The organism is Lactobacillus johnsonii ATCC 33200 (assembly GCF_000159355.1).
Lineage (GTDB): Bacteria > Bacillota > Bacilli > Lactobacillales > Lactobacillaceae > Lactobacillus > Lactobacillus johnsonii.
Window position 1 is genome coordinate 290,209 of the sequence record NZ_GG670120.1, and the last position, 22,434, is coordinate 312,642.

Here is a 22,434-nt window from a genome sequence, read left to right on the forward strand (position 1 = left end):
AACAATTATATCCTAATATTGCGCGATATGTAAAAGGCGCAAAGATTGGTAAGAACTTCAAGAAGGATTATCTTACAAGCAAACAAGCTAAGAAGGTGCTTCAAGATATCGACCAATCCACACTTATTGGTAAACGGAATTATGCAATGCTTGCCTTGATGCTAACAATGGGATTGAGAACTATTGAAGTAAGCAGGGCTAATATTGAAGATATCCGCACCAGTGGGGATGCAACCGTTCTCTATGTTCAAGGTAAGGGTCATATTGAAAAGATGCGGTGGTGAGAATGCCAGAACATGTTGAAGAAGCTTTAAGAGCGTATCTCAGCGAACGTAAGGCATCAGACCTGAAGCAACCATTATTCGCCAGTACCAGTAATAACAACGCAGGGAAGAGATTAACCACGCGCTCAATTAGTGGCATAGTGAAGCACGCATTTATATCGGCAGGGTTTAACAGCCCAAAGCTAACGGCTCACTCAACACGACACACCGCGGCAACTCTTAGCCTTCTTAATGGAGCAACGCTTCAGCAGACGCAGGAATTGCTAAGACACAAGAATATGCAAACAACAGAAATCTATGCGCACAACATTGATGCAAGCAAGAACCCCGCATCCAGTCAAGTTGACAAGGCTATTTTTAGTTAGGAGTAAATCATGAAAGTTGTGACTATAACCAATCAAAAGGGTGGAACTGGAAAAACGTCAACCGCCTTATATTTAACCTATGGATTAGCACGCAAAGGAAAAAAGGTCTTATTAATTGATCTTGACCAACAAGCAGATGCTAGCTTTTCATTCCATGTTCCTTATCGGCAAGATGAAACTACTTTTCAAGTTTTAACTGAAAAGACTAGCTTAAAGGATATTATTGTGAAGGTTAACGATGATATTGATCTTGCTCCCGCCAGTCCAGAATTAGCTCAACTTGACGTATTGTTAACAGGAAAGTTAGATCCGCAATTTATTTTGGAAGACAACATGAAGGATTTAATGGGTATTTATGATTATGTAGTGATTGATAAACTACCTTCATTGAATATGGCAGTATTGAACGCACTAACCGCATCTCAATCTGTAGTAGTACCAACGCAGGCAGATATATATTCGCTCAAAGGGTTAAAGGATCTTGCTTCTACAGTTAACAGCATTAAAAGAAGATCCAATCCAGAGCTCAAGATAGATGGAATCCTTATCAGCAGATATAACTCAAGAACAGTGTTCACCAAAGCCATAACTTCAGCATTGGAAGAGTGGCATTAGAACTTCATACAACCGTTTTTGAATCAAAAATAAGAGAAGCCATCGCGGTGAAGGAAGCCCAAAACAATTTTCAATCAATTTTTGAATACGAACCGCGGGGTAAAGTTACGGAAGATATTGAAGCATTCATAAATGAATTTTTAACTAAGGAGAAATAAGTATGACTAAAGAAATTAAAGTAGGATCATTAGAACAAGTATCACCCTCAGACAGCTTATTGAATACAGTTCAAAGCAAGAAGCCTATCACCAAAGCAGGCAATCGCAGAACTAAAGAAACGAACTCAACCGCACAACGTTCATCTCAAAACGCAACCGAAGACAAGCACCGCACCATTTTAATCAAAAGTAAGACTGATGATTACTTAAAGACACTTGCCACCATTTATGGAACAAGTGTCAATGAGTTGGTGAACAAAGCCTTAGATGATTACGTCAGCAGACAGCTTCAAGATGAAGATATCAGTTCCAAGATTAAGCTTCTTAAAAAAATCACTATCAAGAAGTAAGTCTTTATTATTGGGTGCACCCCTAAAATTGCGCAGTTAAAAGATATGTCCAAAATTGGACAGAACCTCTACCCTGCTTCAGGGTAAGAGTTCAACTTTTACAAATAGCATTAGCGGAAGTTGAAATAGTCATGTAGAACGGGAATAGAAGTTCGGAAAAGTTGATCTCAAAGAGAACAGGAATACCGTTACAATTCGCGACGGTATTACGAAGGAAAATTATTTTCCCACGAGTGGGTAAAGGTGTTCATGAAAAAAAGAGTCTTACTCCTGCAAGCAATGTCATTAAGTTAAGACATTGACAAATTATCGACTCAATTTTTAAGATCATTCATTTGCGATTTATCGCATTTGAATGATCTTTTTTATGTCAAATAAGCCCAAATCTTGTTTAGAAATTAGGCTACACGATATAAATAATATACAGCTGATTTTGGTTTGAAATTTCTTTTGTCTTTTCGTCCTGGTCTGATTGGAATTGTGTAATGACTAATTTGAATAAGAATCTTTTTAAAGATTTTAGTTGAAGAAGAAATTATATACATAGCTTGGATGATAAAGCATGACTGTTTGAAATTAATCGCATATTGATACTTGCAGTTTTTTTGTGGTATATATGCTTGAGCATCAATTTGACTGACTGCGTTAAACATAATCATGTGGGCATAGATTTCCATTTCGATAAATTTATCCTGCTTGGAGTGAAACTGTACGCTTCCCAAAGCATATTTCAATTTTTTGAATGAAGTTTCAATGCCCCAGCGCAAATGGTAGATTTCTTTGATCCTTTTTAAGGGATAATCGGCTCTATTTAGATTGGTTAGAACAACTTCCCATTCTTCTTTGCCTGATTTAGGATCATTAATTCTAAATTTACAAGTGCGAAATTTTATTATACATAACTCTCCAAAGTCCCAGCTGCCATCTTTGGTATTTTTAGACCGATATTTGATATATTGACGATAATGATGGTTAACCAGATGAACGTTTTCTGTGGCTTTATGGGTTTCATAATAATAATTAGAGGTAGTCACCCAGCAAGCTATATCCTTATCACACTCTTGATTAGGCAACTCAGCTACTTCCTTAAATGCGCCATATTCCGTTTTAGTACGTATGACATAATAACAGTTAGGCAGGCGATTACAATTTTCAATCATGTTAAAGCCGGTATAACCTCGATCCATAGTAACTATATATGGTCCGCAATTTAGCTTTTTAAGCATTTGAACGGCGGCTTTACGTTCATCCATCTTTGACTTAGGCTGAAAGATGCAGTCTTGATAAGTATTATTTAACAGGTCATAGAGTGCATTAACATGAATTTGGCAATATGGCTTTCCTTTATGATTGAGATTTCCAACAATATTCTCTGATTTAGGATTCCAGATTTGATTAAAATCAGACCCATCAATGGCAAATATACGATATTTATGATCAAATAACTGGATATTAAACAAATTCTGATTAAATACAGTTAGAATATGCTTAAAACATGCGGGTGAAAGCTGACCTTTGCGTTGGACATAAGCGGAAGTACTGACTACTTTATCGTTATTTTTAATAGCTTTTTGGCCAAAAGCTCTAAACAACTCACTGGTCAAATCTTTTCCTTGCATATTATAGTAGTTTTAATGACTGTAGCTGCATCTAAAGACCGCTTCCTAGTGAAGGCATGAGGATCATCGATAAAATCATGAATATGCTTTCCAGTATCATTGATAATTTGATCAAGACGATCTAAAATATTTTTATGAAGGGCTTTCATAATTAATACCAGCTTTCTGGCAATAATTTTGAAGGTTTAATAATTTAATCAGAGGGCGAAAAGGTGGGTTCTTTTCGCCTTTATTTTATGCAAAAAAAGAACCAAATCATAATGATTCGGTTCTACAGAGATTAGATTCAATTTGTCAATGTCTTAACTTAATAACATTGGTCAATTGACATTATCCCTTTTTATATTACATACCTGCTTTAATAATTTTCTTTTCACCCATTGTTTTACGAAGTGAAAGCATAGCAGTATAAGTAGCTAAAATATAAACTTTCTTAGTTGGTAATTTTGAAATTTCATCTAATAAAGCTTCATTATTAGTGGCAGTTGTCATTAAACCCGGATCGAAGCCGGAAACTTCTAGTCTAAATCCCATATCATGCCAACGTTTTCCACCGACTACTACTTTTTTGATTTGATCTTTATTTAATCCTTCGTAACCTGCATCCCAGATCCAGGATGTATCGATTCCGTCTGCGTGATTTGCATTTAAAAGAGTAACTAAAGAGTAGTTATCTTTTTCAGTATTTAACATATGGAGAACTTCATCAAGTCCAACTGGATTTTTAACTAAGATGAGATCTATTTCTTTATCTGCATAATTAATCAATTCTTGGCGACCAAAGATTCGTTTGTTTTCAGCAAAACTTTGGGCTACTTCTTCTTCACTTAAACCAAATTCACGCGCTACAGAATAAGCAGCTAGAGCATTATAGATATTGTAGGTACCACCGATACCAATGCTGTACTCTTTTTCACCCATTTTGAATTTTAAGCTATTTGGAGTTTGATCAATAATTTGATTTACACTATAGGTTAATTCTGGACGATGGTAGCCACAATTAGGGCAGAAATAGTCTCCTAAGTTTGCATAAATACGTTCGTGATAATGCAAGATATGATCACACTTAGGACATAAAACACCGTCAGTATTTACGGGAGCCTTGAAGTCATTTTCAGGTTTGTCTTCGGGAAGTTTGAAACCATAGAATACTTTTTTATTAGGTAATTCCACGGATGAAAAAATACTTGCATCCCCGTTAGCGATAATAGTTGCATCGGGAGCTAGTTTAATTCCATCGACAATCTTTTGGTAGGTAGTATAAATTTCACCATATCTATCCATCTGATCGCGAAAAATATTAGTTAAAACAAATACGCTTGGATGCAGTAACTTGGTTACCATTTTTACATTTGCTTCATCTACTTCTAGCACAGCAATTTTCTTTTTTGCTCTTTTATTCTTGTGAGCTAAAAATGCTGTAACAATTCCTTGTTGCATATTTGAGCCTGATGGATTAGTTAAAATATCACCATATTTCTTCTTTAATGCTTCCACGATTAAAGCAGTTGTCATTGTTTTACCATTAGTTCCAGTAACAATGATTGTCTCATAGCCTTTTGCTAATGAATTTAATACTTCAGGATCAATTTTCATGGCAAATTTCCCAGGAAAACTCGTCCCGCCCTTTAATACGTTATGAAGAAACCAGTAAGATGATTTACCAGCTACCTTAGCGATGCCTGATTTTAAATTCATATTATTATCCCTCACTTTAAAACTAAATTTTACTATAGCATATAGATAAAATGAAGACGACCTTTTTTATTTTTACCTGCACGATTTTTAAATTTACTTTATACTAATTAAGATAATACTAGTGAAGTTACATAAATTTAACAATGGAGGAATTTTGCAGTGGCCCAGTTGTTTTTTCGCTATGGTGCAATGAGTAGTGGTAAGTCGATTGAAATACTGAAGGTTGCCCATAATTATGAGGCACAAGGACGAAAAATTGCTTTAATGACGAGTAATGTAGACGATAGAAGTGGAGTAGGAACAGTAGCTTCTAGAATCGGTTTACATCGTAAAGCTGTGCCTATAAGTGAAGATTTAAATTTATTTAATTATGTTTCAGAATTGAATAAAAGTGATGTGGAGTCTGGCAATGGTAGGATGGCTTGTGTTTTAATTGACGAGGCACAGTTTTTAAAAAGACACCACGTATTAGAATGTGCCAAAATTGTTGATGAATTAAAAATACCTGTAATGGCATTTGGTCTGAAAAATGATTTTCAAAATCATTTATTTGAAGGTAGCGAAAATTTGTTGATTTTTGCTGATAAAGTAGAAGAAATGAAGACAATTTGTCACTATTGCGGTCATAAGGCTACAATGAATTTACGAATTAATTCTGGAAAACCTGTTTATGAGGGTGAACAAGTTCAAATTGGCGGAGATGAATCTTACTATCCCGTTTGTCGTTTTCACTATTTTCATCCCAATAAGCAAAGATAAAAGATAGGAGAATTAAGAAAGGATAATAATTATGGATAAAGTGATGGCCCAATTGGAAGGATTAGTTGCCCATTATGAAGAACTTCAAGAAATGATGGCTGATCCCGAAGTTATTAACGATACTAAGCGGTATATGGAAATCTCTAAAGAAGAAGCCGATATGCGTGAAGTAGTACAAAAATATCGTAAATATAAGTCAGATATTAAAGAAATTGATGATAATAAAGAAATTATTTCTACTGAATCTGATAATGACTTAGTTGAGATGGCGAAGGAAGAAAATTCTGAATTAGAAAAAGAAGTTGCTGAATTAGAAGATGAGATTAAGATCTTAATGCTTCCTAAAGACCCTAACGATGATAAAGATATTATTATGGAAATTAGAGGAGCTGCCGGTGGGGATGAAGCATCATTATTTGCAGGCGATCTTCTTAGGATGTACGAAAAATACGCAGAAACTCAAGGTTGGAAAGTATCTTTAATTGATTCTGAGCCGACTGAAGTAGGTGGGTATAAGCGCGTTGCCGTTATGATCACAGGTGATAAAGTTTACTCAAAATTAAAGTATGAAAACGGAGCTCATCGTGTGCAACGTGTTCCAGTAACTGAATCTCAAGGCCGTGTTCACACTTCTACTGCGACTGTAGCCGTTATGCCCGAATACGAACAAGTAGACATCGACTTGGATCCAAAAGATATTCGTGTAGATGTTTACCGTTCATCTGGTGCTGGTGGACAGCATATTAATAAAACTTCTAGTGCCGTACGTATGACCCACCTTCCTACTGGTATTGTAGTTGCTATGCAGGATCAACGTAGTCAACAACAAAATCGTGAAAAGGCTATGCAAATTTTGAAATCACGTGTTTATGACTACTATGAAAGTCAAAATCGTGATCAATATGATGCTAAAAGAAAAGAATCTGTTGGTACAGGAGATCGGTCTGAAAGAATTAGAACCTATAACTATCCTCAAAACCGTGTAACTGATCACAGAATTGGTCTAACTTTAAACAAGCTTGATCGAATAATGAACGGCGAGTTGGATGAAATTATTAATGCACTCGTTCTTTACTACCAAACTCAGCAATTAGAAAAGATGGCTGAAGAAAATGCCTAAAAGTCTAAAAAAAATAAAAGAAACTGTGTTAAATGATAATTCTGAAATTTGTCCAGAGGATATTGATTACGTTCTAGGAGAAAGATTAGGCTATACACCTTCAGAATTTGAATTACACATTAATGATGAATTAACTCCGGAACAAGAAAAACAAGCATTAAAAGATATGAAAAAATTGCGTAGAGGAATTTCTCCGCAATATATTTTGGGATACGCTTGGTTTTATGGCTACAAAATTTTAGTTAACCGTGGAGTTTTAATTCCTCGGTTTGAAACTGAAGAATTAGTTAAATGGGCACTTGAAAATATTGAATCTGGTAAAAAGATCCTTGATTTAGGAACTGGTTCTGGAGCTATCATGGTTGCCTTAGTAAAGCAAGCTCAGAAACAGGGAATTCAGAATTTGAATCTATACGCAAGTGATATTACAGATTCCGCTTTGCGTGAAAGCGAAGAAAATTTCTTAAAGTATGATTTAGATGTTAAAACCCGTAAGGCAAATGTATTAGTGGGTTTAGAAAAATTTGACATGATTATTTCTAATCCTCCTTACATTAAGATGAGCGAAAAGAATTTAATGGATGAAAATGTTATAAAAAACGAACCTGATACTGCCTTATATGGTGGAGAAGATGGTCTAGATTTTTATCGTAAGTTTGCAAAGCAAGTTCAGTCACATTTAAATCCTCAAGGACAATTTTTCTTAGAGTTCGGTTTTAGTGAAAAAGAGCAATTAAAAGAATTATTTGAGACTGAATTACCAGATTTTGAAATTGAATTTAGGGATGACTTAGCAGGTAAGCCAAGAATGGTTCATGGAAGGTGGAAGAGTAATGGAAACGAAGATTTTAAATAAAGAACAAATTCCTGAAGCAGTTGCTCTGTTGAGAAAAGGAGAATTAGTAGCTTTTCCAACTGAAACCGTATATGGGCTTGGGGCATTAGCAACTAATGAAAAGGCTGTTAAGAGTGTATATGCAGCTAAAGGCCGCCCAAGTGATAATCCATTAATTGTAACTGTGTCTGATGAAGAAATGATGGAAAAATATGTTAATGAAGTGCCAGAACGTGCTAAAAAGCTAATTAAACACTTTTGGCCTGGTCCATTAACTATTATTCTTTTTGTCAAAGAAGGCACTTTACCAGATGCTGTAACTGGCGGGCTTCCAACCGCAGCATTTCGCTGTCCGAATGATGATATGACCCATGATTTAATTAGTGAACTGGGAAAGCCTATTGTTGGGCCCTCCGCTAACACTTCCACTAAGCCTAGTCCAACAACTGCAGAACATGTTTTTCATGATTTAAAGGGAAAAATAGCCGGGATTATTGATAATGGTCCAACCGAAATTGGTTTAGAGTCAACAATTGTTGATTTGTCCGTTGAAAAGCCAACGGTACTTCGTCCTGGTGAAATTACGCCCGAAGAGATTTCAGCGGTTCTAGGAGAAGAAGTTTTGATGAATAGGGGAACTACGCAGACTAAGGGTGTGCCAAAAGCTCCTGGTATGAAATATCGTCATTACGCTCCTAGTGCTCCTGTTTTAATTGTTGATAAAAAAGAAGACTTTTCGAAAATCCAATGGGATGATGAGACTGGTGTAGCTGCTTTGGATGAAGTTCTTGAAAATATCGATAGTCCTAATAAATATAGTTTAGGTAAGACCATTGATAAGGCAGCCCATAATTTGTTTGGTGCTTTAAGATATTTTGATGATGAAAATAAGATTAAGCGCATTTATGTCCAAGGTTTTGACCATGGTGCAATTAGTGCTGCTTATATGAATCGTTTAAACAAAGCTGCTGCTGGCCACCATTTTCATTAAAAATAAAAAGGCATGTAGAAAAACATGCCTTTTTTCGTATGATTTAGGAAACATTTATCTAATAATTTGTTAAAATAATGGACGAAGTATTATTTTTAAAATAGGAGGCCATTATGGGTAAGTTTACCGTTTTGAATCACCCGTTGATCCAACATAAGTTGACAATTATTCGTAAGAAAGACACAGGTACAAATGAATTTCGTCAAATTGTTGGTGAAATCGGTGGACTCATGGTGTATGAAATGACACGCGATTTGCCATTGAAGAATGTTGAGATTGAAACTCCAATTGGAAAGTCAACTCAAAAAGAATTAGCAGGTAAGAAACTAGTTATAGTACCAATTTTACGTGCTGGTCTTGGAATGGTTGATGGTGTTCTTCAAATGATCCCATCTGCAAAAGTAGGACATATCGGAATGTATCGTGATGAAGAAACTCTAAAGCCACATGAATATTTCTTCAAGATGCCACCAGATATTGAAGAACGTGAATGTATTATTGTTGATCCAATGCTTGCAACAGGTGGTTCAGCAAATATGGCTATTGAAGCATTAAAGAAGCGTGGTGCTAAGAATATTCGTTTAGCTGTTCTAGTAGCTGCTCCTGAAGGTGTAAAGACTGTACAAGAAGCAAATCCAGATGTAGACATCTATGCAGCAGCAGAAGATGAAAAATTAATGGATAACGGTTACATCTACCCAGGTCTAGGGGATGCAGGAGATAGATTGTTCGGAACTAAGTAATTTTACTCAAAAATATTTTGAAATTAAAATTTTTGGGTGTTATCATTTTTAGTGTGTTTGAGGTATTCAGCACAAGAAGGGAGGTCACGAAGTGAATGAGAAATCTGTAGTCGTTAATGTATTCGGCTTAAATTTCAATGTAACTAACTGCTTAGGGGGAACGTTAGTCGCAATTGCGGTTTTCTTTCTTGTTTGGTATTTAGGACGTAATGTTTCTTTAAAACCTAATAAAAAGCAAAATCTTTTGGAATATATGATTGATTTTACAAATGGGATTGTTAAGGACAACGTTGCTGACGTAGATGCACAAAAGCACCTATCTCTATATGCCTTTACCCTATTCATGTTCATTTTCTTTATGAACCAGTTAGGTTTGTTCTTTGAGTTTTCAATTAATGACCATATCCTTGTCAAATCACCAACAGCTAACCCATTAATTACTATGACCATGGCAATGATGACATTGCTTTTGTCTTATAACTTTGGTGTTCAGAGGTTTGGTGCTAAAGGTTATTTTGCAAATTATGCAAAACCAGTTGGATTTTTACTTCCAATCAATATTATTGAGGAATTCACTAATTTCTTGACGTTATCACTACGTCTTTACGGTAATATTTATGCCGGTGAAGTATTATTAACTTTAATCGGTAATCGTTTTGCAAAGAGTGCGGGTTGGTTTACCGTCATCGCTTCGGTTCCACTAACTTTAATCTGGCAAGGCTTCTCTGTCTTTATTGGCTCTATCCAGGCATATGTATTCGTAACTTTGTCAATGGTATATATTGGGAAAAAGGTTACTGAAGAATAATTTTACGGAGGTTTTTCTATGAAATATTTAGCTGCCGCAATTGCCGCTGGTTTAGCTGCTTTGGCTGCTTCCTACGGTAACGGAAAAGTTATTTCAAAAACTATTGAAGGTATGGCAAGACAACCTGAATCTGCTAACAACCTTAGAGCAACTATGTTTATCGGTGTTGGTTTGATCGAAGCTGTTCCTATCTTAGCTATCGTTATTGGTTTCTTAATTCTCTTCCTGTAATTTGCGTTTTAAGAACAAGATCGTAATTACGAGAAAGAAGGGTTGAGACATGCAATTTATGTTTGCAGCCTTAAAATTAGAGTTAGGTGACACGCTTTACTATCTTTTGATCTTTGCAGCTTTGCTCCTCTTAGTTAAACACTTTGCTTGGGGCCCTGTAACAAAGATGATGGAAGAACGTCGTCAAAAGGTAATAAGCGACCTTGATCAAGCAGAAAGTGATCGAAAGAAAGCTGAATTGCTTGCTAATCAACGTGAAGCAGCCTTGAAAGACTCTAAACAAGAGGCAACACAAATTCTTTCTACTGCAAAAAGCAATGCGGAAAAGACTAAGAATAATATTATTAGCCAAGCTGATCAAGAAGCTGCCGCAATTAGAAAGAGAGCATCAGAAGATGCTGCTCAAGCAAAAACTGATGCACTCAATGAAGCAAGAGATCAAGTAGCTGACATTTCTGTTGCTATTGCTGAAAAAGTAATTAGCAAGAATTTATCTGCTGCTGATCAGAAAGACTTGGTAGATCAATTTATCAAGGGGCTGAATGACTAATGGCTTTAAGTAGAGAAGAAATTGCTTCCAGATACAGTAAAGCTTTATTTGCTTATGCACAGGATGCTAATAGTCTGGATGCAGTACATGAAGATATAAATGTATTGCTTCAAGTAGCTAAAGAAAATCCTGATATGTTGCGTTTGTTAAGTGATCCCATTATTCGAAAGGATCAAAAAGAGGAATTCTTATCAAGTTTTAGTGATAAGTTTTCAGTTGAAACTAAGAATTTTTTGGATTTCTTATTAGAATATCGCAGATTTGAATCCTTAACTGCAATTATTGAGGCGTTTAATACTCTTTATGATGAGTATAAGAATATTGCTTCTGGTACTGCAGTAAGTGCTATTAAGCTTAATGAAGATGAATTAAGTCGAATAAGCCAAGCCTATGCTAAGAAGTATGGCTTTAAAGAATTGATTCTAACAAATAAAGTTGATCCAAGTATCTTAGGAGGTATTATCCTCAAAGTCGGGGATCGCATTATTGATGGTTCTATAAGAACTCGATTGCAACAAATTCGTGAGCAATTAATTGAAAATAGATAAAAGAGGTGAAACCATTGAGCATTAAAGCGGAAGAAATTAGCGCTTTGATCAAGCAACAACTTGAGAAATATGATGATAAGCTCAACGTCAACGAAGTTGGTACTGTTACCTACGTCGGTGACGGTATCGCCCGTGCTCACGGTCTAAATAACGTATTATCAAGTGAATTATTACAATTTTCTAATGGTTCATACGGTATTGCGCAAAACCTAGAAGCCAATGATGTTGGTATCATCATCTTAGGTCGCTTTGACGATATTCGTGAAGGTGATCAAGTTAAGCGTACTGGTCGAATTATGGAAGTTCCTGTTGGCGATCAATTAATTGGTCGTGTTGTGAACCCATTAGGACAACCAGTAGATGGTTTAGGTGAGATTAAGACTGATAAGACTAGACCTATTGAAAGTAAAGCTCCTGGAGTTATGGATAGACAATCCGTTAACCAGCCTTTACAAACTGGTATTAAAGCTATCGATGCTTTAGTTCCAATTGGTCGTGGACAGCGTGAATTAATTATTGGTGACCGTAAGACAGGTAAAACTGCTCTTGCACTAGATACAATCATTAATCAAAAGGGCCAAGATGTTATTTGTATTTACGTTGCCATTGGTCAAAAGGAATCAACAGTTAAAAACTCTGTTGAAACTTTAAAACGATTTGGTGCTATGGACTACACTATTGTAGTAGAAGCCGGTCCTAGTGAACCCGCACCAATGCTTTATATCGCTCCATATGCAGGAACTGCAATGGGTGAAGAGTTTATGTACAATGGTAAGGATGTATTAATCGTATTTGATGACTTGAGTAAGCAAGCCGTTGCATACCGTGAAATTTCCTTACTTCTTCGTCGTCCACCTGGTCGTGAAGCTTATCCAGGTGATGTTTTCTACTTACACTCTCGTTTACTAGAACGTAGTGCTAAGTTGAATAAGAAACTTGGTGGCGGTTCAATGACTGCCTTACCATTTATTCAAACCCAAGCTGGGGATATTTCAGCTTATATTCCAACTAACGTTATTTCCATTACTGATGGACAGATTTTCTTGGAAGCTGATCTATTCTTTGCTGGTACACGTCCTGCCATTAATGCCGGTGAATCAGTTTCCCGTGTTGGTGGTAGTGCACAGATCAAGGCTATGAAAAAGGTTGCAGGTACATTACGTGTGGACTTGGCATCATATAGAGAGCTTGAAAGCTTTGCTCAATTTGGTAGTGATCTTGATCAAGCTACTCAAGCCAAGTTAAATCGTGGACGTCGTACTGTTGAAGTATTAAAGCAGCCACTACATAAGCCACTTCCTGTTGAAGATGAAGTATTAATTCTTTATGCTTTGACACATGGCTTTTTGGATGCAATTCCTGTACCTGATATTCAACGTTATGAACTTGAATTATATGATTACTTTGCAAGTAACTATAACGACTTACTTGATGTAATCCGCACTACAGGAGATTTACCTGAGGAAGATAAGCTTAATGAAGCTTTAAAGAACTTCAACGAAGGTTTTTCAATCAGTAAGAAATAGAAGAGGAGGTTTTTTCATTGGCAGAATCTCTCCTTGAACTGAAAAAAAAGATTGCTTCAATTCAGAAAACAGGTCAAATAACTGAAGCCATGAGAATGGTTTCAGGTGTTAAATTGAATAGAACTGAAAAACTTGATCAAGAATATACTATTTATAACGATAAAGTTAGAGCAACCGTTTCTCATCTGATGAGTTCACAAATTGTGAATCAATTAGGTAAAGAGACAAATGAATACAGTGAATTTGGCGGTCAATCTAATATTGATTATAGTAGTTTCTTCGATTTAGGTACTTTAGCATCTTTAGTTCAACCTCGTAAAGAAATTAAATCGACTGGTTACTTAGTAATTAGTGGAGATAGAGGTTTAGTTGGTTCTTATAACAGTCAAGTTATTAAGAATATGATGAGTATCTTTAAGGATGCTGATGCCCAAAATAAAGATGTTAAAATTTTGGCAGTTGGTAGCGTTGCCGCACAATTCTTTAAGAAACAAAATCTTAATGTGGTATATGAATATAGTGGTGTAAGCGATGTCCCAACTTACAATGAAGTTAGAGATATTGTTCAAACCGCTGTAAAGATGTACTTAAATGGGGTTTATGATGAACTTTTTGTTTGTTATACTCACCACGTAAATACGTTGACTTCTGCTTTTAGAGTAGAAAGCATGTTACCAATTTCTGATATTGATATTAATCATAAAGAAACAATGCCAAAAGACTACATTATTGAGCCAGATATTGATTCAGTATTGAAGACAGTTTTACCTCAATTTGCTAAATCAATGATCTTTGGAGCTATTTTGGATGCTAAAACTGCTGAGCATGCAAGTTCAATGACAGCGATGCAGAGTGCATCTCAAAATGCAGATGATGTTGTTTCTGGTTTGAAGACTAAATTAAATCGAGCAAGACAGGCACAAATTACTACCGAAATTACTGAAATTATCGGTGGTGCAAATGCCTTAGAATAAAATAGAAAAGGAGGTAGATGTTTTGAGTAAAGGCGAAATTGTCCAAGTTATTGGACCTGTCGTTGACGTGGAATTCCCACTAGATAAAGATTTGCCTGATATTAATAACGCCTTACGTGTCACAAACAACAATGGTGATACTCTTGTTCTTGAAGTTACACTAGAACTTGGTGATGGTGTTTTAAGAACTATCTCAATGGAATCTACCGACGGTTTAAGACGTGGTATGGAAGTTGAAGACACAGGTGGTCCAATTTCTGTTCCTGTTGGTAAAGACACTTTAGGACGTGTCTTTAACGTATTAGGTGATCCAATTGATGGTGGTCCTGCTCTAGGTAAAGATGTAAAACGTGAAGGTATTCATAAAGAAGCACCTAAGTACGATGAACTAAGCACAAGTGAAGAAATTCTAGAAACTGGTATTAAAGTTATTGACTTACTTGAACCATATGTTCGTGGTGGTAAAGTTGGTCTATTCGGTGGTGCCGGTGTTGGTAAGACAACTATTATTCAGGAATTGATTCATAATATTGCCCAAGAACACGGTGGTATTTCTGTATTTACTGGTGTTGGTGAAAGAACACGTGAAGGTAACGACCTTTACTTTGAAATGAAGGCATCTGGCGTTTTATCTAAAACTGCTATGGTCTTTGGTCAGATGAATGAGCCGCCTGGTGCCAGAATGCGTGTTGCATTAACTGGTTTGACTATTGCGGAATACTTCCGTGATGTTGAAGGTTTGGACGTATTATTATTTATTGATAATATTTTCCGTTTCACTCAGGCAGGTTCTGAAGTTTCTGCTTTACTTGGTCGTATGCCAAGTGCCGTTGGTTACCAACCAACTTTGGCAACTGAAATGGGTCAATTGCAAGAACGGATTACTTCTACTAAGAAGGGATCTATTACTTCAATTCAAGCCGTTTATGTGCCAGCTGATGACTATACTGACCCAGCTCCTGCAACTACATTCGCTCACCTAGATGCTACTACTAACCTAGAACGTCGTTTGGTTGAACAAGGTATTTACCCAGCTGTTGATCCACTTGAATCAACTTCTAGTGCCTTAGATCCAGAAATTGTTGGTGAAGAACACTATGAAGTAGCTGTTAAGGTTCAACATATTTTGCAACGTTACCAAGAATTGCAAGATATTATTTCTGTTTTAGGTATGGATGAATTATCAGATGATGAGAAGTTAATTGTTGAACGAGCAAGAAAGATTCAATTCTTCCTTTCACAAAACTTCTTTGTTGCTGAACAATTTACTGGTATTCCAGGTTCATATGTACCAATCAAGGAAACAATTAAAGGCTTCAAGATGATCATTGATGGTAAATTGGATGATCTTCCAGAAGATGCTTTCCGTAACGTTGGTCCAATTGAGGATGTTATTAAGCAAGCTGAAAAGATGGGAGTTACTCCTAAAAATCCTGAAGCAAAAGCAATGTTAGAAGCAAAGTAGGGTGATGCGTTATGGCAGATCCAGAAAAAGTTATAAAAGTTAGCGTTGTAACACCTGATGGTATTGTCTATTCGCATAATGCTACGATGGTAGCAATGCGCGCAATTGATGGAGATCGTGCAATTATGTATGATCACCTTCCAATTGTTACTCCTTTAGCTATTGGTGAAGTTCGGGTAAAAAGAACGCATGAAATGAATGATCGTATTGACCATATTGCTGTTAATGGGGGCTATATTGAATTTTCAAATAATGAAGCAACCATTATTGCGGACAGTGCTGAACGTGCTCGCAATATTGATGTTAAGCGTGCACAATCAGCTAAGAAGCGTGCTGAACAACATATGCAAGAAGCTAAAGAGAAGCACAACGAAAGAGAAATGCTAGAAGCTGAAATTGCCTTACGTCGTGCAGTTAATAGATTACATGTACGTGAAAATTACAGTAAATAGAAATGAGAAAGACGAACGATGAGTTCGTCTTTTTTTATGGAGAAAATTATATGATGAAACAAGTAGGAGTTCATGCAATTGTCAGCCTAATCACATATTTAGTGATGATTGCATTTTCGTTCAGAGCAGTGAGAGGCCTAAGAGTGGACCAGTTATTTAAGAAGGGACACACATTTGAAATTCAAGTATTTTTACTATTTGTGTCGATTGCCTTAGGTTTTATAGTTGGACAATTTATTTTGGCATTAGTGGATCAATCCTTAGCATTAAAAATGCTTTTTTAATGATTTTTATAAGAAATGCTTTTGAAAAGCACTTCTTTACACTTGTCCTTAAAGTAAAGCGGTATTTATGTTACAATTTTTAATGATTAAATACTGGAGGCACTAGCGTGGCAAGAGATATAGGAATTGACTTAGGAACTGCAAATGTTCTAATAAATGTATCCGGCAAAGGTATCGTTTTAAATGAACCTTCTGTTGTTGCTGTAGATACTGATAAAGATAAAGTTGTCGCAGTCGGTACTGAGGCATATAAAATGGTAGGGCGTACACCAGGTAATATTAGAGTAATTAGACCATTGAAAAATGGTGTAATTGCAGATTTTGATATTACAGAAGAAATGCTTAGCTACTTTATTGAAAAATTAAACGTAAAAGGTTTTATGTCTAAACCTAATATTCTAATCTGTGCTCCTACTGGAGTTACTTCAATTGAGCAAAAAGCTATTATTCAAGCTGCTGAGAAATCAGGTGGAGGCCGAGTATATCTAGACTTTGAACCTAAAGTAGCAGCTGTGGGAGCAGGGCTAGATATTTTTAGACCACAAGGAAATATGGTTATTGATATTGGTGGTGGTACTACTGATATTGCTGTCTTGTCAATGGGAGAAATCGTAACTTCCCGCTCACTTCGTTGGGCCGGGGATAAAATGAATCAGGCCATTGCCAGCTATATTAAACGTAGTAAGAATCTTTTAGTAGGACAACACACTGCTGAGCAAATTAAGATTCAACTTGGGACCGCTTTTGAAGCTGATCCAACTAAGACGATGACTGTTCGTGGTCGTGATATGGTTGACGGATTGCCAAAGCAAGTTACAATTAACGAGCTAGAAGTTCAAAAGGCTCTTGAAGATGGTTTAATGTCAATTGTGGCTGCAACTAAAGAAGTTTTGGAGCAAACTCCACCTGAATTGTCTGCTGACATTATCGATCGTGGTATTATGTTAACAGGTGGTGGAGCCTTACTAAAGAATATTGATAAATTAATTACTTATTATCTCCAAGTTCCAGTTTTAAAAGCTGATGAACCATTAGAAGCTGTTGCAAATGGAACAGGTGTGTTGCTTAAAAATATTGAGAATCATCAGAGACACTAATTATGAAGAGAGCAAGTTTTAATTTTTCATTAGTAAATAAACATTTAAAAAAATTGGGAAAGATTATTTTATACTTGTTTGCAACCATGCTCCTTGGAGCCTTTATTGGATGTGGTGTTGCAAGTGGCAATCCTTTTGCAATTTTCTTTCCTACAACATGGATTCATTTTTTTGAGTTTTTAAGTTAAAATGAATAAATTGTTAATTGGGTTGGTAAATGTTTATAAGAAATTTATTTCTCCAATTTTGCCACCAACATGTAGGTATTATCCTACTTGTTCAAGCTATATGATTGATGCTTTAAAAAAGCATGGAGCAATTTTAGGCTTAATAATGGGACTAGCGCGGATATTACGCTGTAATCCTTTTATTAAGGGAGGAGTAGATCCAGTACCGGATTATTTTACCCTGCGTCGTAATCCTCATCCTGAACGATATGAAGATGAAATTATTGCGCAGGCATTTCATTCGAATAAAAAGTAGGAGAATATATATGTCTAGAAAATTGGAAAGTATTGATATTGAAGTTAATGAAAGAAAAGGCACTTCAGCACCTACCTGGGAAGTTGTTATTCCTGGTAAACGTTCTATTGGAATTATTGAACAAGAAGAAGAACGCTATCATGTAGTATCTTCTAAAACAAATCACAGTCTCTATTCCAAGACTTTAGAAAGTGCTATTAATGAATTACTTTCATACTTTACTTTGCATGAGAAATAAACAAAGTAGGGATATACAATGACAAAAGTTGAAAATAAAGCAGATTGGTATGATCGCATCGCATGGGGGGTAGTAATTCCAGTCTTTTTATTAGCCGTCATCAGTCTATACGGTATTTGGGTTGCAACTGTGAATGATCCTAAAATGGGGAGCCCAGTAAAAGCAGTTATTACTCAAGCAGTTTGGTATCTGGTATCAATTGCACTGGTGATTTTTGTAATGCAATTTGATGCAGAACAACTTTTTAAAATTGCTCCAATTGCTTATGGGATTGGAATAATTTTATTAATTGCAGTTTTATTCTTGTATAACCGGCAAGTATTTGCCGATACTGGTGCGAAGAGTTGGTTTAAATTAGGACCATTAACTTTTCAACCGTCTGAAATTATGAAACCTGCATTTATCTTAATGTTAGCAAGAGTAGTAGAGCGGCATAATGAACAGTATGCCCATACTTTTAAAACAGACTGGCTTTTGATTGGTAAAATATCTGCATGGTTAATTCCAGTCGCAGTTTTGTTAAAGCTACAAAATGACTTCGGTACCATGCTTGTGTTCTTTGCAATTGTTGGTGGGGTAATTTTAGTTTCAGGAATTACTTGGAAAATTATCATCCCAGTATATGGTGTTGTGTTTATTATTGGTGCAGCAGCAATCTTACTGGTTACTACCCCCGGTGGACAAGCATTTTTAGGAAGTGCATTTAACTTTAGGGCCTACCAGTTTCAAAGAATTAACTCTTGGTTGAATCCATCTCAAGATACTTCTTCAGGTGCTTATCAATTGTGGCAAAGTATGAAGGCGATTGGATCAGGTCAAATTTGGGGACATGGTTTTGGTAAAGTCAGTGTTTATGTTCCTGTTAGAACTTCTGATATGGTTTTCTCAGTTATTGGTGAATCATTAGGTTTCATAGGATGTTGTGCTTTGATTTTGATTTATTTCTATTTAATTTTTCAAATGGTCAAAATTACTTTTGAAACAAAAAATGCATTTTATTCTTATATTTCTACGGGAATTATCATGATGATTTTATTTCACGTTTTTGAAAATATCGGAATGGGAATTGATCTTTTACCATTGACTGGTATCCCGCTACCATTTGTATCTCAAGGGGGATCAGCCTTATTAGGAAATATGATTGGAATTGGCTTGATTCTATCGATGAAGTGGCACCATAAAGATTATATTTTTAGTACCGCTGGAGACTTTTAAAAGTATAAAAAATACCTCATCATTTTTGATGAGGTATTTTTTTGCTCTTAATTTTTTCTATTTTTCTTAATATCTTCGTTTTGTGCAGCTGGTTGACGAATTACAAGAACATCACAAGCTGCAGTACGGGTAACATACTCCGTAATACTACCAATTAGTAATCTTTCTACGGCATTTAAACCAGTAGCACCTAAAATTATTAAATCGATATTGTGTTCTTCTGGAAACTCATGAGCAATGATATTCTTTGGAGAACCAAATTCAATTGAATAGTGAACATCTTTAACTCCAGCATCTTTAGCCCGGTTATAATATTCTTCAATTTTGGTTTTTGCCTCTTCAGATACTTGTTCAACCATTGCTGAATCAAAGCTAGAAACATCTTGAAATGCACGAGTATCTACTACGTGTAAAATTTCAAGAGTAGCACCGTTTCTTTTGGCTACTTCAACAGCTTTGCTAAATGCAGCGTCTGCTTCTTTTGAACCATCTACGGCAACTTGGATATGTTGGTATTGTTTTAACATGTTGATCACCTCTCCATCAATATTTTACCAAAATTTTATTTAAATAGAATAATAATAAAACTATTCATTTAAATTCATGAAAGTAAATGAAAAGATGGAAAGCGCCATTGCAGCAATAATTAAGGTAATGAAATTAAATATTTTAGGTAAGGTAAATAAAATAATAATCCCAATAAAACCAGTTAAAATTAACACCAAACTAGTAATTGAGAACAGCATATTAATTTTTTTATTTCCGATAAAAGTGAAAATAATGAATTGTCCTTTATTTTTACTTCTAATTAAATACCAAGCTGTAATAAACACTAATAAAATAAAAATTAGCATTAGAACTTTTAATACCACTTATTAAACCTCACTTAATAAAAAAAGCGGCTTACGCCGCTTCCTTGAATTTCAATAAAATCTGAGTTGACTGCAACATAATGACGCTTGTTGAACCCGCAGTGTTCAAAATTTGAATCTATGTCGCAGTGAATATGGATCCTAGGACAAGCTAGTATTCCGATTCAGATGTTATTCATAAATTCCAACGTCTTTAGTTTGATCGGTCAACTTTGTAATTAGGTTGATCAACTCAGATCACTATCTATTCTAGCAAAGATATGATCAATGTCAATAAATTGGATTTACTTTTGCAGCCCGTCTTTTTGCATTTTTTTTAGGCGCAGATATTGTCTTTTTAATGCATCTTCAACTTTAGAATTACCCTTCGGATTAAAGTAGGAGACATTTTTTAGGTTGTTAGGTAAGTATTGCTGGGCAATCCAATCACCTTGAAAGTCATGGGGATAAAGATAAGAAACACCATGATTTAAGGTAGCCGCTCCCTTGTAGTGTGCGTCCTTTAGACTATCAGGGATAGGATCATTCTGCTTATTTTGAATGTCACTTATTGCTGAATCAATTGCAGTAATTGCACTATTACTTTTGGGTGATAGGCAGAGTTCAATGACAGTATTTGACAAAATAATTCGCGCTTCTGGTAGACCTACCATTTGAGCGGCTTGTACTGCATTAACTGTACGACTGCAGGCTGGGGGATTAGCGAGTCCAATATCTTCATAGGCAATTACCAATAATCGTCTACAGATTGCTACTAAATCACCAGATTCGCAGAGATTCCCTAGATAATAAAGTGCTGCATCAGTATCCGAACCTCGAATTGATTTTTGAAATGCAGATAATAAATCATAGTGGCCATCACTAGTTGCATCATAATTTTGAGATTTAAATTGGATGGAATCTTGAATTTCAGCTTTATCGATTACTAGTTTATTATCAGCGTTCTCCTGTTTTTCTTCTTTTGTCGATAAAACTGCTAATTCTAATGCATTAAGTGTTGCTCTTAAATCGCCATTTCCTTTTTCAATGAGAAGATTACGCGCATCTTTTGTTAACTCTACATTGTATTTACCTAATCCTGTTTCGGAATCTTTAAGAGCACGATCAATCGCATGCGAAATATCCCATTTTTTAAGACGATGTAATTCAAAAATCTGACATCTGGATCGAATAGCAGGAGAGATGGAAATATAGGGATTTTCTGTCGTAGCACCGATTAAAATAATATTCCCTGATTCTAAAAGAGGTAATAGAAAGTCTTGCTTTGGTTTGTCTAAACGATGTATTTCATCTAAAAGTAAGATGACAGTTCCACTCATTTTTCCTTCTTCAGCAATGATTTGAAGATCTTTTTTTGTGTCAGTTGCTGCATTAAGTTTCCTAAATGCATATTTAGTGGAACCTGCAATTGCGCTGGCAATACTAGTTTTTCCAATACCAGGAGGTCCATAAAGAATCATTGAGGATAGGAGTTTAGCTTCGACCATTCGTCTAATTATTTTCTTATTTCCTACTAAATGTTCTTGACCAACAACTTCATCTAAGTTTTTGGGGCGCATACGATAAGCAAGAGGTTGCATAATTAGTCCTTTTTTCTAAATAATTTGTCCCAGAAATTTTCTTTTTTTGGTTTTGATAATTGTTCATGTGGCACTTCTGGAGCATATACTTGGTTGATGTCAATTCGATAATGATTAATAGCAGTTTTTGAAACTACTAAAACGCCAGTGGAGTCTAGTTCGTTTTTGGCAGTTTCGTCATTTATTAAAGTGAACTTAATATCTTTTTGTGAACACAAACTCATTAATTTACTAATAAATTTATTTTGAGGCATTTTACCATTGATTAAGATAGTATAATTTTTAAAGTCATTTAAATGGTCTAAAAACAAAGCATCTAAGTCCGGATTGTCGGTTTCTTTTACAGTCATTCTTACTAGAACTCGTTCACGTAAAGAACCTAAATATCTTCTCCGTTCATCAGGACAAGTTTGAGGAGTAATTCCTTTAGCAGCATGTTCAAGACGGGTATTTAAATCTTCAGTCATATTTCTTTTTCCTTTTTATAATAAAATATTACATTCTTAGTGTAGCAAGTGGAAAAGAAGAAAACAAAAAAGTCTTTCCAAAAGAGGAAAGACTTTTTGTAATGAAG

At 35.6% G+C, this 22,434-nt stretch carries 29 protein-coding genes and 1 pseudogene; 24 read left to right on the plus strand and 6 right to left on the minus strand.

Annotation, left to right across the window (positions count from 1 at the left end; genetic code table 11):
• From HMPREF0528_RS09335 to HMPREF0528_RS01450, 5 genes are all read left to right on the plus strand, one after another.
• Positions 1 to 284, plus strand: a 284-nt coding sequence (locus HMPREF0528_RS09335) for a site-specific integrase (RefSeq protein WP_004894122.1), incomplete at its 5' end; no start/stop codon positions are given.
• A gap of 2 nt (positions 285 to 286) precedes the next feature.
• Complete coding sequence (locus HMPREF0528_RS09340; protein WP_004894124.1) at positions 287 to 649, plus strand: tyrosine-type recombinase/integrase; 363 nt, start codon at positions 287 to 289, stop codon at positions 647 to 649.
• A gap of 9 nt (positions 650 to 658) precedes the next feature.
• The gene (locus tag HMPREF0528_RS01445) at positions 659 to 1,264 is read left to right on the plus strand and encodes a chromosome partitioning ATPase (RefSeq protein ID WP_004894126.1); all 606 of its coding nucleotides are present in this window, start codon (positions 659 to 661) and stop codon (positions 1,262 to 1,264) included.
• Positions 1,255 to 1,422 carry a hypothetical protein gene (locus HMPREF0528_RS09345; protein WP_004894127.1) on the plus strand — a complete coding sequence of 56 codons (168 nt, stop codon included), beginning with the start codon at positions 1,255 to 1,257 and terminating at the stop codon, positions 1,420 to 1,422. Before HMPREF0528_RS01445 ends, HMPREF0528_RS09345 begins: the two co-directional genes overlap by 10 nt.
• Before the next feature lie 2 nt (positions 1,423 to 1,424).
• Complete coding sequence (locus HMPREF0528_RS01450; protein ID WP_004894129.1) at positions 1,425 to 1,772, plus strand: hypothetical protein; 348 nt, start codon at positions 1,425 to 1,427, stop codon at positions 1,770 to 1,772.
• Positions 1,773 to 2,170: 398 nt separating this feature from the next.
• Here HMPREF0528_RS01450 and HMPREF0528_RS01455 read toward each other — a convergent pair.
• Positions 2,171 to 3,540: pseudogene (locus HMPREF0528_RS01455) on the minus strand (IS4 family transposase).
• Between the two features lie 196 nt (positions 3,541 to 3,736).
• Positions 3,737 to 5,089, minus strand: coding sequence for a Mur ligase family protein (locus tag HMPREF0528_RS01465; protein WP_004894135.1), 1,353 nt, complete (start codon positions 5,087 to 5,089; stop codon positions 3,737 to 3,739).
• A 159-nt stretch (positions 5,090 to 5,248) separates the two neighbouring features.
• Between HMPREF0528_RS01465 and HMPREF0528_RS01470 the strand changes: the two genes are divergently transcribed.
• The 19 genes from HMPREF0528_RS01470 (at position 5,249) to HMPREF0528_RS01560 (ending at position 19,408) form a co-directional block, all read left to right on the plus strand.
• Positions 5,249 to 5,848, plus strand: a complete 600-nt coding sequence (locus tag HMPREF0528_RS01470; RefSeq protein ID WP_034525051.1) for a thymidine kinase — start codon at positions 5,249 to 5,251, stop codon at positions 5,846 to 5,848.
• A 31-nt stretch (positions 5,849 to 5,879) separates the two neighbouring features.
• Positions 5,880 to 6,968 (plus strand): peptide chain release factor 1, encoded by a 1,089-nt coding sequence (prfA, locus tag HMPREF0528_RS01475; RefSeq protein WP_004894139.1) that lies wholly within the window; start codon positions 5,880 to 5,882, stop codon positions 6,966 to 6,968.
• Positions 6,961 to 7,824: a peptide chain release factor N(5)-glutamine methyltransferase gene (prmC, locus tag HMPREF0528_RS01480; protein WP_004894142.1), complete on the plus strand. Its 864-nt coding sequence runs from the start codon at positions 6,961 to 6,963 to the stop codon at positions 7,822 to 7,824. Before prfA ends, prmC begins: the two co-directional genes overlap by 8 nt.
• Positions 7,802 to 8,794, plus strand: coding sequence for an L-threonylcarbamoyladenylate synthase (locus HMPREF0528_RS01485; protein WP_034525052.1), 993 nt, complete (start codon positions 7,802 to 7,804; stop codon positions 8,792 to 8,794). Before prmC ends, HMPREF0528_RS01485 begins: the two co-directional genes overlap by 23 nt.
• 113 nt (positions 8,795 to 8,907) lie before the next feature.
• The gene (upp, locus tag HMPREF0528_RS01490) at positions 8,908 to 9,537 is read left to right on the plus strand and encodes a uracil phosphoribosyltransferase (RefSeq protein ID WP_004894147.1); all 630 of its coding nucleotides are present in this window, start codon (positions 8,908 to 8,910) and stop codon (positions 9,535 to 9,537) included.
• Positions 9,538 to 9,628: 91 nt separating this feature from the next.
• Positions 9,629 to 10,345: a F0F1 ATP synthase subunit A gene (gene atpB, locus HMPREF0528_RS01495; protein WP_004894150.1), complete on the plus strand. Its 717-nt coding sequence runs from the start codon at positions 9,629 to 9,631 to the stop codon at positions 10,343 to 10,345.
• An 18-nt stretch (positions 10,346 to 10,363) separates the two neighbouring features.
• Positions 10,364 to 10,576 (plus strand): F0F1 ATP synthase subunit C, encoded by a 213-nt coding sequence (gene atpE / locus HMPREF0528_RS01500; protein ID WP_004894153.1) that lies wholly within the window; start codon positions 10,364 to 10,366, stop codon positions 10,574 to 10,576.
• Between the two features lie 49 nt (positions 10,577 to 10,625).
• Positions 10,626 to 11,126 (plus strand): F0F1 ATP synthase subunit B, encoded by a 501-nt coding sequence (gene atpF / locus HMPREF0528_RS01505; protein WP_004894154.1) that lies wholly within the window; start codon positions 10,626 to 10,628, stop codon positions 11,124 to 11,126.
• On the plus strand, positions 11,126 to 11,674 hold the full coding sequence (locus HMPREF0528_RS01510; RefSeq protein ID WP_004894156.1) for a F0F1 ATP synthase subunit delta: 549 nt from the start codon (positions 11,126 to 11,128) through the stop codon (positions 11,672 to 11,674). Before atpF ends, HMPREF0528_RS01510 begins: the two co-directional genes overlap by 1 nt.
• Positions 11,675 to 11,688: 14 nt before the next feature.
• Entirely contained in the window at positions 11,689 to 13,200 is a 1,512-nt protein-coding gene (atpA, locus tag HMPREF0528_RS01515; protein WP_004897610.1) for a F0F1 ATP synthase subunit alpha, read from the plus strand.
• Positions 13,201 to 13,217: 17 nt separating this feature from the next.
• Positions 13,218 to 14,174 (plus strand): F0F1 ATP synthase subunit gamma, encoded by a 957-nt coding sequence (locus HMPREF0528_RS01520; protein WP_004894163.1) that lies wholly within the window; start codon positions 13,218 to 13,220, stop codon positions 14,172 to 14,174.
• 22 nt (positions 14,175 to 14,196) lie between these two features.
• On the plus strand, positions 14,197 to 15,639 hold the full coding sequence (atpD, locus tag HMPREF0528_RS01525) for a F0F1 ATP synthase subunit beta (protein WP_004894166.1): 1,443 nt from the start codon (positions 14,197 to 14,199) through the stop codon (positions 15,637 to 15,639).
• Positions 15,640 to 15,650: 11 nt separating this feature from the next.
• The gene (locus tag HMPREF0528_RS01530) at positions 15,651 to 16,091 is read left to right on the plus strand and encodes a F0F1 ATP synthase subunit epsilon (RefSeq protein WP_004894168.1); all 441 of its coding nucleotides are present in this window, start codon (positions 15,651 to 15,653) and stop codon (positions 16,089 to 16,091) included.
• Between the two features lie 50 nt (positions 16,092 to 16,141).
• A complete protein-coding gene (locus HMPREF0528_RS01535) occupies positions 16,142 to 16,375 on the plus strand; it encodes a DUF1146 family protein (RefSeq protein ID WP_050756181.1) in 234 nt (77 codons plus the stop codon).
• Positions 16,376 to 16,482: 107 nt separating this feature from the next.
• Positions 16,483 to 17,472: a rod shape-determining protein gene (locus HMPREF0528_RS01540; protein WP_004894172.1), complete on the plus strand. Its 990-nt coding sequence runs from the start codon at positions 16,483 to 16,485 to the stop codon at positions 17,470 to 17,472.
• 2 nt (positions 17,473 to 17,474) lie between these two features.
• Entirely contained in the window at positions 17,475 to 17,660 is a 186-nt protein-coding gene (locus tag HMPREF0528_RS01545; protein WP_004894174.1) for a DNA-directed RNA polymerase subunit beta, read from the plus strand.
• Position 17,661: 1 nt separating this feature from the next.
• Positions 17,662 to 17,955 (plus strand): membrane protein insertion efficiency factor YidD, encoded by a 294-nt coding sequence (gene yidD, locus HMPREF0528_RS01550; RefSeq protein WP_011161824.1) that lies wholly within the window; start codon positions 17,662 to 17,664, stop codon positions 17,953 to 17,955.
• A gap of 10 nt (positions 17,956 to 17,965) precedes the next feature.
• Positions 17,966 to 18,193 carry a DUF2969 domain-containing protein gene (locus HMPREF0528_RS01555; RefSeq protein WP_004894179.1) on the plus strand — a complete coding sequence of 76 codons (228 nt, stop codon included), beginning with the start codon at positions 17,966 to 17,968 and terminating at the stop codon, positions 18,191 to 18,193.
• A gap of 18 nt (positions 18,194 to 18,211) precedes the next feature.
• Positions 18,212 to 19,408: an FtsW/RodA/SpoVE family cell cycle protein gene (locus HMPREF0528_RS01560; RefSeq protein ID WP_004894182.1), complete on the plus strand. Its 1,197-nt coding sequence runs from the start codon at positions 18,212 to 18,214 to the stop codon at positions 19,406 to 19,408.
• A 47-nt stretch (positions 19,409 to 19,455) separates the two neighbouring features.
• Here the strand turns inward: HMPREF0528_RS01560 and HMPREF0528_RS01565 are convergent, their stop codons facing one another.
• From HMPREF0528_RS01565 to HMPREF0528_RS01580, 4 genes are all read right to left on the minus strand, one after another.
• Positions 19,456 to 19,935 carry a universal stress protein gene (locus HMPREF0528_RS01565; protein ID WP_004894183.1) on the minus strand — a complete coding sequence of 160 codons (480 nt, stop codon included), beginning with the start codon at positions 19,933 to 19,935 and terminating at the stop codon, positions 19,456 to 19,458.
• A gap of 60 nt (positions 19,936 to 19,995) precedes the next feature.
• Positions 19,996 to 20,280, minus strand: coding sequence for a hypothetical protein (locus tag HMPREF0528_RS01570; RefSeq protein ID WP_011161826.1), 285 nt, complete (start codon positions 20,278 to 20,280; stop codon positions 19,996 to 19,998).
• A 284-nt stretch (positions 20,281 to 20,564) separates the two neighbouring features.
• Entirely contained in the window at positions 20,565 to 21,860 is a 1,296-nt protein-coding gene (locus HMPREF0528_RS01575) for a replication-associated recombination protein A (RefSeq protein WP_004894189.1), read from the minus strand.
• Between the two features lie 2 nt (positions 21,861 to 21,862).
• The gene (locus tag HMPREF0528_RS01580) at positions 21,863 to 22,327 is read right to left on the minus strand and encodes a YueI family protein (protein ID WP_004894191.1); all 465 of its coding nucleotides are present in this window, start codon (positions 22,325 to 22,327) and stop codon (positions 21,863 to 21,865) included.
• Positions 22,328 to 22,434 lie beyond the last annotated feature (107 nt).

What these genes read in the sequence shown, in the direction of transcription:
- HMPREF0528_RS01555 (WP_004894179.1), top strand. Translation starts at nt 17,966, where the DNA reads ATGTCTAGAAAATTGGAAAGTATTGATATTGAAGTTAATGAAAGAAAA.
- HMPREF0528_RS01445 (WP_004894126.1), top strand. Translation starts at nt 659, where the DNA reads ATGAAAGTTGTGACTATAACCAATCAAAAGGGTGGAACTGGAAAAACG.
- HMPREF0528_RS01545 (WP_004894174.1), top strand. Translation starts at nt 17,475, where the DNA reads ATGAAGAGAGCAAGTTTTAATTTTTCATTAGTAAATAAACATTTAAAA.
- atpE (WP_004894153.1), top strand. Translation starts at nt 10,364, where the DNA reads ATGAAATATTTAGCTGCCGCAATTGCCGCTGGTTTAGCTGCTTTGGCT.
- yidD (WP_011161824.1), top strand. Translation starts at nt 17,662, where the DNA reads ATGAATAAATTGTTAATTGGGTTGGTAAATGTTTATAAGAAATTTATT.
- HMPREF0528_RS01560 (WP_004894182.1), top strand. Translation starts at nt 18,212, where the DNA reads ATGACAAAAGTTGAAAATAAAGCAGATTGGTATGATCGCATCGCATGG.
- prfA (WP_004894139.1), top strand. Translation starts at nt 5,880, where the DNA reads ATGGATAAAGTGATGGCCCAATTGGAAGGATTAGTTGCCCATTATGAA.
- upp (WP_004894147.1), top strand. Translation starts at nt 8,908, where the DNA reads ATGGGTAAGTTTACCGTTTTGAATCACCCGTTGATCCAACATAAGTTG.
- HMPREF0528_RS01580 (WP_004894191.1), bottom strand. Translation starts at nt 22,327, where the DNA reads ATGACTGAAGATTTAAATACCCGTCTTGAACATGCTGCTAAAGGAATT.
- HMPREF0528_RS01530 (WP_004894168.1), top strand. Translation starts at nt 15,651, where the DNA reads ATGGCAGATCCAGAAAAAGTTATAAAAGTTAGCGTTGTAACACCTGAT.
- HMPREF0528_RS01575 (WP_004894189.1), bottom strand. Translation starts at nt 21,860, where the DNA reads ATGCAACCTCTTGCTTATCGTATGCGCCCCAAAAACTTAGATGAAGTT.
- HMPREF0528_RS09340 (WP_004894124.1), top strand. Translation starts at nt 287, where the DNA reads ATGCCAGAACATGTTGAAGAAGCTTTAAGAGCGTATCTCAGCGAACGT.
- HMPREF0528_RS01465 (WP_004894135.1), bottom strand. Translation starts at nt 5,089, where the DNA reads ATGAATTTAAAATCAGGCATCGCTAAGGTAGCTGGTAAATCATCTTAC.
- HMPREF0528_RS01510 (WP_004894156.1), top strand. Translation starts at nt 11,126, where the DNA reads ATGGCTTTAAGTAGAGAAGAAATTGCTTCCAGATACAGTAAAGCTTTA.
- atpF (WP_004894154.1), top strand. Translation starts at nt 10,626, where the DNA reads ATGCAATTTATGTTTGCAGCCTTAAAATTAGAGTTAGGTGACACGCTT.
- HMPREF0528_RS01565 (WP_004894183.1), bottom strand. Translation starts at nt 19,935, where the DNA reads ATGTTAAAACAATACCAACATATCCAAGTTGCCGTAGATGGTTCAAAA.
- HMPREF0528_RS01535 (WP_050756181.1), top strand. Translation starts at nt 16,142, where the DNA reads ATGATGAAACAAGTAGGAGTTCATGCAATTGTCAGCCTAATCACATAT.
- HMPREF0528_RS01485 (WP_034525052.1), top strand. Translation starts at nt 7,802, where the DNA reads ATGGAAACGAAGATTTTAAATAAAGAACAAATTCCTGAAGCAGTTGCT.
- prmC (WP_004894142.1), top strand. Translation starts at nt 6,961, where the DNA reads ATGCCTAAAAGTCTAAAAAAAATAAAAGAAACTGTGTTAAATGATAAT.
- HMPREF0528_RS01450 (WP_004894129.1), top strand. Translation starts at nt 1,425, where the DNA reads ATGACTAAAGAAATTAAAGTAGGATCATTAGAACAAGTATCACCCTCA.